The 12206-nt window shown below is 67.3% G+C and carries 10 protein-coding genes; 5 read left to right on the top strand and 5 right to left on the bottom strand.

Annotated elements, in window-relative coordinates; translation table 11 throughout:
• The first annotated feature begins 75 nt into the window (after positions 1 to 75).
• From glgC to QX124_RS16485, 3 genes are all read left to right on the top strand, one after another.
• Positions 76 to 1341: a glucose-1-phosphate adenylyltransferase gene (glgC, locus tag QX124_RS16495; protein WP_315736073.1), complete on the top strand. Its 1266-nt coding sequence runs from the start codon at positions 76 to 78 to the stop codon at positions 1339 to 1341.
• A complete protein-coding gene (gene glgA / locus QX124_RS16490) occupies positions 1338 to 2804 on the top strand; it encodes a glycogen synthase GlgA (RefSeq protein ID WP_315797723.1) in 1467 nt (488 codons plus the stop codon). The genes glgC and glgA overlap by 4 nt, the downstream gene beginning before the upstream one ends.
• A 318-nt stretch (positions 2805 to 3122) precedes the next feature.
• Entirely contained in the window at positions 3123 to 4595 is a 1473-nt protein-coding gene (locus QX124_RS16485; protein ID WP_315797722.1) for a D-aminoacylase, read from the top strand.
• A gap of 1 nt (position 4596) precedes the next feature.
• Here QX124_RS16485 and QX124_RS16480 read toward each other — a convergent pair whose 3' ends face one another.
• From QX124_RS16480 to QX124_RS16470, 3 genes are read right to left on the bottom strand one after another with little or no spacing between them, the layout of a single operon-like run.
• Positions 4597 to 5346, bottom strand: a complete 750-nt coding sequence (locus QX124_RS16480; RefSeq protein WP_315797721.1) for a CoA-transferase — start codon at positions 5344 to 5346, stop codon at positions 4597 to 4599.
• Complete coding sequence (locus QX124_RS16475; protein ID WP_315797720.1) at positions 5343 to 6161, bottom strand: CoA transferase; 819 nt, start codon at positions 6159 to 6161, stop codon at positions 5343 to 5345. Before QX124_RS16475 ends, QX124_RS16480 begins: the two co-directional genes overlap by 4 nt.
• A gap of 57 nt (positions 6162 to 6218) precedes the next feature.
• Complete coding sequence (locus QX124_RS16470) at positions 6219 to 7277, bottom strand: LacI family DNA-binding transcriptional regulator (RefSeq protein WP_315782931.1); 1059 nt, start codon at positions 7275 to 7277, stop codon at positions 6219 to 6221.
• A 122-nt stretch (positions 7278 to 7399) separates the two neighbouring features.
• Between QX124_RS16470 and QX124_RS16465 the strand changes: the two genes are divergently transcribed.
• Positions 7400 to 8701: a Xaa-Pro peptidase family protein gene (locus QX124_RS16465; protein WP_315758877.1), complete on the top strand. Its 1302-nt coding sequence runs from the start codon at positions 7400 to 7402 to the stop codon at positions 8699 to 8701.
• Positions 8702 to 8856: 155 nt separating this feature from the next.
• Positions 8857 to 9822 carry an NAD(P)-dependent oxidoreductase gene (locus tag QX124_RS16460; protein ID WP_315797719.1) on the top strand — a complete coding sequence of 322 codons (966 nt, stop codon included), beginning with the start codon at positions 8857 to 8859 and terminating at the stop codon, positions 9820 to 9822.
• 6 nt (positions 9823 to 9828) lie between these two features.
• Here the strand turns inward: QX124_RS16460 and QX124_RS16455 are convergent, their stop codons facing one another.
• Positions 9829 to 11139, bottom strand: a complete 1311-nt coding sequence (locus QX124_RS16455) for a tetratricopeptide repeat protein (RefSeq protein WP_315797718.1) — start codon at positions 11137 to 11139, stop codon at positions 9829 to 9831.
• A 1-nt stretch (position 11140) separates the two neighbouring features.
• Positions 11141 to 12151 carry an aldo/keto reductase gene (locus QX124_RS16450; protein ID WP_315797717.1) on the bottom strand — a complete coding sequence of 337 codons (1011 nt, stop codon included), beginning with the start codon at positions 12149 to 12151 and terminating at the stop codon, positions 11141 to 11143.
• Between the last annotated feature and the right edge of the window lie 55 nt (positions 12152 to 12206).

The raw sequence follows: 12206 nt of genomic DNA, 5'->3' as shown, positions 1-12206 counted from the left end.
GGAGCGCGATCGCGAGACGCCCCTGTCCGGGCCGCGGAAATCTTGACGCGACAACGAGTTGCAGGGAGGAGAACCATGGCACCCGCCGCACGGACCGAGCCGCTGTCTCGTCACGCGCTGGCCTTCGTGTTGGCCGGCGGACGCGGCAGCCGGCTGCTTGAGCTGACCGACCGGCGCGCCAAGCCCGCCGTCTATTTCGGCGGCAAGTCGCGCATCATCGATTTCGCGCTGTCGAACGCCGTGAACTCCGGCATCCGTCGCATCGCGGTGGCGACGCAGTACAAGGCGCACAGCCTGATCCGGCATCTGCAGATGGGCTGGAACTTCTTCCGTCCCGAGCGCAACGAGAGCTTCGACATCCTGCCCGCCAGCCAGCGCGTTTCGGAGACGATGTGGTACGTCGGAACGGCCGACGCCGTGTACCAGAACATCGACATCCTCGAGACCTACAATACCAAATACATCGTCGTGCTGGCCGGCGACCACATCTACAAGATGGACTACGAGCTGATGCTGCAGCAGCATGTCGACCAGCGCGCCGACGTCACCGTCGGCTGCCTGGAGATGCCGCGCGAGGAATCCTCAGGCTTCGGCGTCATGCACATCAATGAGGACGACACGATCCGCGACTTCATCGAGAAGCCGGCCGATCCGCCGCCGATGCCGGGCAAGCCCGACAGGTCGCTCGCGAGCATGGGCATCTATGTGTTCGACGCAAAGTTCCTGTTCGAGGAGCTGAAGCGCGACGCAGCGGACCCGAATTCCAACCATGATTTCGGCCGCGACATCATTCCCTACATCGTCAGGAACGGCCGCGCCGTGGCGCACCAGTTCTCGCGCTCCTGTGTCCGCGCCGCCCACGATCAGGGCAGCTACTGGCGCGACGTTGGAACGGTGGACGCCTATTGGGCGGCCAATCTGGATCTGACGGACGTCGTGCCCGAGCTCGATCTCTACGATCGCTCCTGGCCGCTCTGGACCTATTCGGAGATCACGCCGCCGGCCAAGTTCGTCCATGACACGGATGGCCGTCGCGGCGAGGCGACGTGCTCGCTGGTGTCCGGGGGCTGCATCGTCTCCGGTGCCCAGGTGCAGCGCTCGCTGCTGTTCACCGGCGCTCATCTGCATTCCTATGCCAAGCTGCAGAACGCGGTGCTGCTGCCCTACGTCAACGTCGCGCGCCATGCGCGCCTCACCAACGTGGTGGTCGATCGCGGCGTGCAGATTCCGGAGGGGCTCGTGGTCGGCGAGGATCCGGAGTTCGACGCCAAGCGGTTCAGGACAACGGAGAACGGCGTGACCTTGATTACCCAGCCGATGATCGATGGGCTCAATTCATGACGCCACTGCGCGTTCTATCGGTTGCCTCCGAGGTCTATCCCATCGTCAAGACGGGCGGCCTCGCCGATGTCGTCGGCGCCTTGCCGTGGGCGCTGATGGCGGAGGACGTCGAGGTCCGCACGCTGATCCCGGGTTACCCCGCAGTCATGACCGCGCTGGAGCAGGCCAGCGAGATCAGCTCGCTGCCGAACTTCTTCGGCGGCAATGCCCGGCTGCTCGGCGGCAGCCATGGTGCACTCGATCTGTTCGTGCTCGATGCGCCGCATCTCTATGACCGCGAGGGCAATCCGTATCTGGGACCCGACGGCAAGGACTGGCCGGACAATGCGTTCCGCTTCGCGGCGCTGGCGCGAGCGGCGTCCTATATCGGCCTCGGCGCGGTGCCGGCCTTCGTGCCCGACATCGTCCACGGCCACGACTGGCAGGCCGGGCTCGTGCCGGCCTATCTGATCTACAGCCACCGGCCGCATCCGGGCACGGTCATGACCGTGCATAATCTCGCCTTCCAGGGCCGCTTTCCGCGTCACTTCCTGCCGCCGCTCGGCCTGCCGCCGGAATCCTTCTCGATCTACGGCCTCGAATATTACGGCGACATCAGCTTCCTCAAGGCGGGACTGCAATTCGCCGACAAGATCACGACGGTGTCGCCGACCTACGCCCGGGAGATCCAGAGCGACGAGCAGGGCATGGGCCTCGGCGGCCTGCTGCGCCAGCGCGCGTCCGACCTCGTCGGCATCCTCAACGGCATCGATACGGCCGTGTGGGATCCCGGCAGCGATTCGGCCATCCCATCGCCTTTCGGCATCGAGCGGATCGAGGCGCGGGCACCGAACAAGGCGGCGCTGCAGACCCGCATGGGGCTGCAGGTCGCGCCGGAGACGTTCCTGCTCGGTGTCGTCAGCCGGCTGACGTCGCAGAAGGGATTGGACCTGCTGCTATCCTGCCTGCCGACCTTGACCGGTAGCGGGATTCAGCTGGCCCTGCTTGGCGACGGCGAGGCCGAACTGCGCGACGCATTCCGCGCAGCCGCCGCGCACCATCCAGGACAGATCGGCGTCGTCATCGGCTACGACGAGAGCTTGGCGCATCTCATTCAGGCCGGCTGCGACGCGCTGGTCGTGCCGTCGCGGTTCGAGCCGTGCGGCCTGACGCAGCTCTGCGCCCTGCGCTATGGCGCGCTGCCGATCGTCACCGCCGTGGGCGGCCTCGCCGACACCGTCATCGACGAGACCGAGGCCGGCGTCGCCGCAACGGGGTTCAAGTGCGCCTCCGTGACGGCGGAGGCGCTCGATCAGACCCTGCGCCGCGCCGCTGCGGCCTTCTACGCCTCGCGCAGCAACGCCGCGAACTGGACCCGCATGCAGCTCAATGCGATGCTGACCGACGTGTCGTGGCGGCATCGCGCCGGCCGTTATGCCGAACTCTACCGGCAGATCGTCGCGCAGCGGCGGCCGGCGGCTTGAAGGACTGACGACGTTACGACCACCGTCATTCCGGGGCAAGGCCGCAGGCCTTGAACCCGGAATCTCGATGTTGTCTTGCGTCCGTTCCTGAAATCTCGGGATTCCGGTTTTAATCGTCAACGTGTTGCCGCTTCGCGGCTGCGCATTGACGATTGCCCCGGAATGACGGTGACATCGCGCTCCTTGTTGACGCAGTGCCAGCGGTCGCGGGGCTTGCAGCCCAGCCCAGCGCGCACCTCATGCCGATCCCGCTGGACGCCCAGAGGCGTGCAGCGGATAGTCCCGCCAGCTCCGATCAATATCCCTGCGCGAGACCTCATGACCGATACCCAGCCTTCCTCCGACTCCTTCGACCTGATCATCCGCGGCGGCACCGTCATCGACGGCACGCGCGCGCCACGTTTCGAGGCCGATATCGGCATCAAGGACGGCCGCATCGCTGCCATCGGCGAGCTGGGTGGCCGCAAGGCTGCACGCGTCATCGACGCCACCGGCTGCATCGTTGCGCCGGGCTTCATCGACTCCCACACCCATGACGACAGCGCCGTGCTGGTCGATCCCGACATGATCTGCAAGGTCTCGCAGGGCGTGACCTCCGTCGTGACCGGCAATTGCGGCGTCAGCATCGCGCCGCTGAAGCCGGGCTCGCCGCGGCCGATGCCGCTCGGCCTGCTGTCGCCCGGCGACGGCCGGGTCGCAGAGTACGCCTCGTTTGCGGACTACGTGGCTGCACTGCGCGCGGCACCGGCCGCCGTCAACGTTGCGCCGATGGTCGGCCACACCGCGCTGCGCGCCTCGGTCGTGAGCGACCTCGGCCGGGCCGCGACCGACGCGGAGATCGCCGAGATGCGGGCTCATGTGCAGGAGGCGCTCGACGCCGGCGCCATCGGCGTCTCGACCGGGACGTTCTATCCGCCGGCGGAGGCGGCGCCGACCGAGGAGATCATCGAGGTCTGCCGGCCGCTCACCGGCAGCGGCGGCGTCTACGCGACGCACATGCGCAACGAGGCGAACGACGTGATCAAGTCGCTGGAGGAGAGCTTTGCCATCGGCAAGGCGCTCGACGTCCAGGTGGTGATCTCGCATCACAAGGTGGTGGGCCCCGCCAATTTCGGCCGCACCAAGGAGACGCTGCCGCTGATCACGAAGGCGATGAGCTGCCAATGCGTCGCGCTGGACTGCTACCCCTACAACGCCTCGTCGACCATGCTGCACACCGATCCGGCCAAGCTGCAGGTCAAGGTCGTCGTCGCGGCCTCCGGGCCGCATCCCGAAGTGGCGGGTCGCGATCTCGCCGACATCGCCGCCGGCTGGGGCGTCGACCGGCTCGAAGCGGCAAAGCGGCTGCAGCCGGCGTCGGCGATCTACTTCGCGATGGATGAGGCCGACGTGCAGACCATCCTCGCCTTCGAGCCGACCATGATCGGCTCCGACGGCCTGCCGTTCGGCGAGCGTCCGCATCCGCGGCTCTGGGGCACGTTCCCGCGCGTGCTCGGCTATTACTGCCGCGAGCTGGAGCTGTTCTCGCTGGAAACCGCGGTCTGGAAGATGAGCGGGCTGACCGCGCAGAATTTCGGCATCAAGGGACGCGGCACGATCGCGGTCGGCAACCACGCCGACATCACGATCTTCGATGCGGCCAGCGTGCGTGACAGCGCGACCTATGATGACCCCTGCGTGCCGGCCGCCGGCATCGAGGCCGTCATCGTCAACGGCGCGCTGACCTGGTGGCAGGGGGCGCACCAGAAGGCGCATGCGGGGCAGGTGATCACGCGCGGATCACTGCAGTGATCTACGCGGCCGCAGCCATCGCGCGCGCGAATTCCGGATAGCATTCGGCGAGCTCGTCGAGGATCCGGCCGCGGATCAGCTCGACCGTCGCCCGGTCTGGCGCGGGCGTCGGCGGCACGATCTCCGGCATCGCATAATCGAATCCGGTACGATCGCGCACGTCCTCTGCCGAGTAGCCGGGATGCACCGAGCGCAGCCGGAAGCCGCCGCGCTCGCGGTCGAAATCGAACAGCGCCAGATTGGTCAGCAGCGCATGCGGGCCGCCGCGCCGCTTCACCTCCGGCGTGGTCGCGGCGGCGCTGACGAAATCCACCTTCGGCACCAGCACGCGCGGCGAATGCTCCTCGCGAAACAGGATCACCCGCGGGATGAGATGGTAGAGATAGGCCGAGCCGAACGAGCCCGGCCAGCGCACGTCCATCCGCGGATAGTCGCCGGTGCCGACCAGGTTGATGTTCCCGGCGCCGTCGATCTGGCCGCCGCCGAGAAAGAACGCGTCGACGCGGCCCTGCGCGGCGCAGTCGAACAGCTCGACGCCGCCATTGGTGAAGAAATTGTGCCGGCTCGAGCCGAGGATCGAGATGCGGACAGGCGGCTTGCCCTGTTGTGCGTTCCGTGCGCGCAGCAGCATCGCGCCGGCCGCCGGGATCGGCGATGAGGCGCCGACGGCGACATGGCGGATGCCATCGAGCAGGTCGGCGATGACGGTGATCAGCAGTTCTTTGCGTGCGCGCTCGTCGTGCATGGTCATGCCACCTCCTTGCTGCGGGTCAGGAAGGCGGAGAGATAGGTGCGAAAGCCCTCGTCGGTGCGCGCCATCGCGGCGTAGCGCGAAAGCTCGGCGCCATCGGTCTCGTACTCGTCCCACAGCGGCAGCGGCCAGGCCCCGTTCTCGGCGACTGCGATGGCATCGACATAGAGCGCCGGCAGCACGCCGGCCGCGGAGTCCTCGGTCGCCATCAAATCGCGATCGACGATACGCTCGACGGTGACCAGCGTGCGCTTCGCCGCATAGGCCATCGTCGCCAGCTCACGGTAGCGGCCGATGCGGACATTGCCGAAGCGGTCGGCCTCGGGGGCATGAAACAGCGCCACGTCGGGCGTGATCGCCGGCACCACGACCACCTTGCCAGGCTCGCCGACGGGACTGTCGATCACCCTCCAATCGGGGCGGACCCGCAGCAGATCGCTGCCGATGATGCCGGCGATCGGCATGAACGGCACGCCCTTCTGCCCGGCCAGCAGGCCGGCATGGATCGCAGGGCAGGTGGCATCGCGCAGGCGGATGCTGCCGTCGCGCACGGCCGCGACGAAGCGCGGTGCGCCGCCGGCCTCGCCGAGCGAGACGGCGCTGGTTTCCACCACCGCGGCCACGCCGGCGCCGATCAGCAGATCGGCCTGGAGGCCTGATATCGGCACGCAGACGAGATGCAGCCCGGTGAGGCCGGCCTCGATCATGGCCGCCGTCGCCGCCATCGAGACGCCGGCACGGTCGACGGGGATTGCGATCGATTGTCCCGGTGCGATGGATGCGACGAGCGCCTCCAGGCCGACCATCTCCGTCATCGGCGTATCCTCCCGTTGTTGCTTTGCCGCGCAGTGTAGCGATGCCCCGCGGACGTGTCAGTGTTCGTATGCGATCGTCGAGCCGCGGATGATGAGCTCCGGCGCCAATACGATGTGGTCGGTCGCTGCCTCGCGCCCGGCAAGGCGGTCGAGCAGCAGCCGCGCCGCGGCTTCCCCCATGTCGCGCTGGGCGATCCGCACCGTGGTCAGCGGCGGCGCGACCATGTCGACGAACGGCATGTCGTTGTGGCCGACCACGGAGATATCACCGGGGCAGGTCAGGCCGCGCGCGGCGAGCGCGTCATAGACGCCGAGCGCCAGCAGATCATTGGCGGCGACGATTGCGGTTGGGCGCGTCCGCCGCGCGAGCAGGCGCAGCGCAGCCTCGCGACCCGCCGCACGCGTATAAGTTTCGACGGCTTCGACCGGCGTATGGCGGGCCGACAGTCCCGCAGCCCTGATGCTGGCCTCGAAGCCGGCGCGGCGGCGTGCGCCGGTCGAGATGTGCTGCGGGCCCGCGACGTGACCGATGCGCCGGTGGCCGAGCGCGACGAGATGCTGGACGGCGAGACGCATGCCGGCGGCATCGTCGCTGGCTGCCGAGGGCAGGAGTCCGGCGGCATCGACGCGATTGACAAGCACCACCGGCAGCGCTGCATCCAGGCAGTGCTTCACGACGTCGTCACGCAAGCTCACCGTCGCCAGTACCAGACCGTCGACGCCGCGCGCGATCAGCCGGTCGACGAGATCCCGCTCCGACCCCTCTGTGCCGGCGTCGGCCACGATCGTTGCATAACCCTGCGCGTGGAGATGATCGGCGATGCCGGACAGCATCGGCGGAAAGCCGGGGTCGGCGATATCCGGCGCGAGCACGCCGATCAGGCCGCTGCGTCCGGTGCGCAGGCCCTTGGCGGCCATGTTCAGCCGGTAGCCGAGCGCGTTGGCTGCGGCCTGGATCTTGTCCGCGACATCGGCAGCGACGAGGTGCTTCATCGCCGGGCTGAGCGCGCGCGAGACCGTCGAGGGATGCACACCGCAACGGGCGGCGACGTCCTTGATCGTCGGGCGCGAGGACGACGCATGCAGGCCTGCTGCCGGTCGCAATGTCCGTTTCATTCCCAGCCTCTGATGTCGCCGCGCAACGACGTTTTGATCATGCTATACCTTGACACGCTTTGCGTGTATGCAATAAATTCGGCTTTGCAATCGATTGCAATAGAACAATGGGAAACGTCCACATGACAGCGAGCGCGCTGAAGCCGCATCTGGTCAGCCCGGAGCATCTCGATCCGCATTGGCGCTGGGGGCGGGCGATTCCGTCGCATGGCCATGTCTCGGTGGATTTCGAGCGCCGCGTCGATTTCGACAGGTTGCGGCGCTACCGGCTGGCGCGGGCGCGCGCGGCGCTGAAGGCGTCGGGCTATGGTGCGCTGCTGCTGTTCGACGTCAACAACATTCGCTACGTGTCTGGCACCAAGATCGGCGAATGGGAGCGCGACAAGCTGTGCCGTTTCGCGCTGCTGGCCGGCGACGGCGAGCCGATCGTGTGGGATTTCGGCTCGGCGGCCGTCCACCATCGTCTGTTCTGTGATTGGCTGGCGCCGGAGAATTGCCGCGCCGGCATGCTCGGGATGCGCGGCACCGTGCCGCCGGCCGTCGGGCTGATGAAGGCGCATGCCGAGGAGGTCATGAGTCTTTTGCGCGCCGCAGGCGTTGCCGACATGCCTGTCGGCGTCGACCTTGCGGAAACGGCGATGTTCTTCGAGCTGCAGAAGGCCGGCATGAAGGTGGTCGATGGCCAGCAGGTCATGCTGGACGCGCGCGAGATCAAGAACATCGACGAGATCATGCTGCTCAACCAGGCCGCGGCCATGGTCGACGGCGTCTATCATTCGATCTACGAGCACCTGAAGCCGGGCGTGCGTGAGAACGACATCGTCGCGCTCGCCAACAAGATGCTCTACGAGATGGGCTCCGACGACGTCGAGGCGATCAATGCCATCTCCGGTGAGCGCTGCAATCCGCATCCGCACAATTTCACCGACCGCATCCTGCGTCCGGGCGACCAGGCGTTCTTCGACATCCTGCAGTCTTATCAGGGCTACCGGACCTGCTACTACCGCACTTTCAACGTCGGCCGCGCCACGCCGGCGCAGCACGACGCCTACAAGCAGTGCCGCGAATGGCTCGACAATGCGATCGCGCTGATCAAGCCGGGCGTCTCGACCGACACCGTGGCCAAGGTCTGGCCTAAGGCCGAGGAGTTCGGCTTTCCCTCGGAGATGGCGGCCTTCGGCTTGCAGTTCGGCCACGGCCTCGGGCTCGCTCTGCATGAGCGCCCGATCATCTCGCGGCTGGTCTCGCTGGACAATCCGATGGAGATCAAGACCGGCATGGTGTTCGCGCTTGAGACCTACTGTCCGGCGACCGACGGCTTCTCGGCTGCGCGTATCGAGGAGGAGGTGGTGGTCACCGACAAGGGCTGTCAGGTGATCACGCTGTTCCCGGCCGAGGAATTGCCGATCGCCAACCGCTACTAAGCGAACGGACGGTGCGACCAGGAGAGTGGTCTTCGTGTTTTCGTCATTGCGAGCGAAGCGAAGCAATCCAGGGCGGCAGCCGTGACTCTGGATTGCTTCGTCGCTTCGCTCCTCGCAATGACGGCATCCGTGATAAGTAGGACGAGGAGACGACAATGACCACGACGCATTCGCTCGGCTGGATCGGCATGGGGCGCATGGGCTATCCGATGGCTGAGCGCCTGCTCAAGGCCGGCCACAAGGTGTCGATCTTCAATCGCACCCGCGCCAAGGCCGAGCCGCTGGCGGCGAAAGGGGGCGTCATCGTCGATCGTCCCCGCGATCTCGCCGCGTGCGACATCGTGTTCACGATGGTGTCGACGGGCAAGGATCTCGAGCAGGTCTATTTCGGCGACAACGGCCTGGTGGCCGCCGGTTCTGGATCGCGTCCCCGGATCCTGGTGGACTGCTCCTCGATCGGCATCGAGCAGTCGGAGGCGATCGCCGCCAAGCTCGTTCGACTGGGCTGTGAGTTCGTGCGGGCGCCGGTGTCCGGCAACGGCAAATGCGTCAAGGCCGGCAAGCTGTCGTCGGTCGTCTCCGGCCCCAAGGCCGCATTCGAGGTCATCGCACCCTATCTGGCGAAGATCGCCGTCTCCGGCGTGTCCTATGTCGGCGAGGGCGAGCTCGCGCGCATCTGCAAGATCGCGCACAACGTGTTCCTCGGCGTCGTGATCCAGAACCTGGCCGAGATCACCATCCTGGCGCAGAAGGCCGGCGTGCCGCGCCATGCCTTCCTGAACTTCATGAACGCCAGCGTCATGGGGTCGACCTTCACCAGGTACAAGAGCAACGCGCTGGTCAATCTCGACTGGACCACGACCTTCACGCCGCCGCTGCTGCGCAAGGATCTCGATCTCGGCCTGTCGGCAGCGCGCCAGCTCGACGTCGCGATGCCGGTGACAGCCGCGACGCGCGAGGCATTGCAGGCCCATGTCGGCGCCGCCTCGCTGCAACCGGATCCCGCTGGCTATCTGGAGAAGGACTTTGCGGCGCTGCTGGAGACCGTCGCGCTCGCGGCGGGTCTCAAGCTGCAGCCCGAGAACGTGCCGATGCCGACGGGATTGGAGACGGAGGGATAACGTCCGTCAAACCGTCAGCGCCCGCCAGCGCGTGTCGCGCGCGGAGGGGCGGCGGTGCAGGCGGGCATCGAGCAGGTCGCGTGCCTGGGCCAGCGCGCCGCTGCGGATCAGCGCCAGGATGTAGGTGTCCTCGATCACCTCGCGCTGCGCGTGGCTGCCGCCGATGCGGGGGAGATCGCCGATGACGGGCGCAAGCTCGCGCGCGCATCCGCGCCAATTGTCATCGGCGAACGCACGCAGCGCCCGCAACATGTGCGGCACGATGCGCCCGGCCGGCAGCCTGCCCTCGGCCTGCCGCCGCTCGATCGCGGCAAGGCGTCCCTTGAGCGCGGCGCTGTCATGCGTCGCTGCCGCGATCATCACCAGATGCATCTCGGCGAAGGCGAGGGTCGAACCCGTGAAGCGCGTGCTCGCATAGGCCGCCGTGTCGGCCCATGCGTTGGGCGGCACCGGTTGCTCGTCAGCCATCAGCCGCCACAGCAGCGAGGCGCAGTCGGACAGGGTGTTGAGCGGCGGCGCCGAGTCCATCGTCGGTACCAGCACGTCGGTATAGACCGCCAGCGCCTTGTCGGCATCGCCCCGGTCCAGCGCGCCGAGTGCCTGGTGCCAGCAGATATGGCCATGCAGCATTCCCGTGCGGTCATAGTCGCCGATCCACCCCGCGACGAGCGCATCGGCCTCATCCACCGCGCCGTCCTCGAACATCGCATGCAGCAGCGCATGCACGGCATAGGCGTTGTGCCGGCGCAGCGCGAAGCTGCGCTCGGTGACGGCGCGGCCCTTCGCCAACTCGCCGGCCTCGGTCAGGGCCCAGCCATGGTTGGACATGAACCACCAGTCCTCGCCATAATCAGCGGCGAAGCGGTCGCAGAGGTCGCGGCGGGCGGCATCGTGATCGGCGCGGCCGGAGAAGGCGAGCAGGCCGAAAGCGCCGAGCGGGAGCGCCATGATCATGGCGTCCCGCGGCCAGTTCGCCAGATGCGCCAGGGTCGATGTCAGCGCGTCGGTGCCGCGTCCCTCGATGGCGAGCACCAGGCTCGCGACATGGCTCTGCTCGCGCGGGGTGCCGCGCTTGGCAGCGAGGTCGCGGGCCCGTGCGATGGTCTGCAGCGCCGCCTCGCGCTGCATGTAGATCGCGTGGATGCGGGCACGCGCCGCGTGCGCCAGCGCGAACTCCGGATCGAGCATGATCGCCCGCTCGAACGCGTCAGTGGCCCCGGGCCAGAATGCGAGCAGCAGATCCATGCCCTCGCGATAGGCTGCGGCCGCGTCAGTGGAGGCGGTCGACAGTGGCAGGCCGTAGCGATCCTCCTCCATCTCAGCCCACCCGCGGCCTGCGGCCCTCGATCGGATAGGCCGGATCGTTGTAGCCGGGCGTCGAGGCGTGGCCGGTCACGACCAGCCGGTCGATCAGCGCCTCGTCGTCGGCGGCAAAGGGATAGTCGAGCGCGCGGATGTAGTCGTCCCATTGCGCCTCGGTGCGCGGACCCGCGATCACGGAGCTGATGAAGGCGGAGTTGAGCACCCAGGACACGGCGAACTGTCCCGGCGTGAAGCCCTTCGTCTCGGCGTGACGCTTGATCTCCTGCGCCAGCTTCAATGACTCGGGCCGCCACTCAGTCTGCATCATTCGCGTATCGTTGCGGCCGGCGCGGGTGTCCTTGTCCGGCGGCGCATCGGGGCTGTACTTTCCGGTGAGCACGCCGCGTGCCAGCGGGCTGTAGGGCACGACGCCGAGGCCGTAATAGCCGCAGGCCGGCAGGTGCTCGACCTCGGGCATCCGGTTCATCGCATTGTAGTAGGGCTGGCTGACGATGGGGCGGTCGATGCCGACTGCGTCGCAGAGATTGCAGATCTCGGCGAGCCGCCAGGCGCGGTAATTGGAGACGCCGAAATAGCGGATCTTGCCGGCACGCATGAGATCGCCGATCGCGCGCACGGTTTCCTCCAGCGGAGTCGCGTGATCCTCCTTGTGCAGGTAGTAGATGTCGATGTGACCGGTGCCGAGCCGCCGCAGGCTTTCGTCGGCAGCCTGCAGCACCCAGCGCCGCGACAGGCCGGCGCGGTTGGGATCGTCGCCCATCGGATTGGCGAGCTTGGTCGCGACGATCCAGCGGTCGCGCTCGCGCGCGATGGCGCGGCCGACCACCTCCTCGGAAGCGCCCTTGTTGTAGGCATCCGCGGTGTCGATGAAGTTGATGCCGGCGTCGCGCGCCTTGGCGATGATGCGGGCGGATGTCGGCTCGTCGGTGGGACCGCCGAACATCATCGTCCCCAGGCAGATCGGCGACACCTTCAGGCCGGAACGGCCGAGCTGGCGATATTGCATTCTTGCCTCATTTCAAACCGTCACCACCGCGGGCGAAGGGGATACGATAACTCTC

The organism is Bradyrhizobium sp. SZCCHNRI3043, assembly GCF_032377735.1.
Taxonomy (GTDB): domain Bacteria; phylum Pseudomonadota; class Alphaproteobacteria; order Rhizobiales; family Xanthobacteraceae; genus Bradyrhizobium.
The sequence above is the reverse complement of the archived record's forward strand: the minus strand, read 5'-3'. Positions and strand labels throughout refer to the sequence as shown.

Bases quoted from the DNA above. Each gene is read 5' to 3' on its own strand.
- glgC (WP_315736073.1), top strand. From the start codon at position 76: ATGGCACCCGCCGCACGGACCGAGCCGCTGTCTCGTCACGCGCTGGCC.
- QX124_RS16480 (WP_315797721.1), bottom strand. From the start codon at position 5,346: ATGACCATGCACGACGAGCGCGCACGCAAAGAACTGCTGATCACCGTC.
- glgA (WP_315797723.1), top strand. From the start codon at position 1,338: ATGACGCCACTGCGCGTTCTATCGGTTGCCTCCGAGGTCTATCCCATC.
- QX124_RS16465 (WP_315758877.1), top strand. From the start codon at position 7,400: ATGACAGCGAGCGCGCTGAAGCCGCATCTGGTCAGCCCGGAGCATCTC.
- QX124_RS16485 (WP_315797722.1), top strand. From the start codon at position 3,123: ATGACCGATACCCAGCCTTCCTCCGACTCCTTCGACCTGATCATCCGC.
- QX124_RS16460 (WP_315797719.1), top strand. From the start codon at position 8,857: ATGACCACGACGCATTCGCTCGGCTGGATCGGCATGGGGCGCATGGGC.
- QX124_RS16450 (WP_315797717.1), bottom strand. From the start codon at position 12,151: ATGCAATATCGCCAGCTCGGCCGTTCCGGCCTGAAGGTGTCGCCGATC.
- QX124_RS16475 (WP_315797720.1), bottom strand. From the start codon at position 6,161: ATGACGGAGATGGTCGGCCTGGAGGCGCTCGTCGCATCCATCGCACCG.
- QX124_RS16470 (WP_315782931.1), bottom strand. From the start codon at position 7,277: ATGAAACGGACATTGCGACCGGCAGCAGGCCTGCATGCGTCGTCCTCG.
- QX124_RS16455 (WP_315797718.1), bottom strand. From the start codon at position 11,139: ATGGAGGAGGATCGCTACGGCCTGCCACTGTCGACCGCCTCCACTGAC.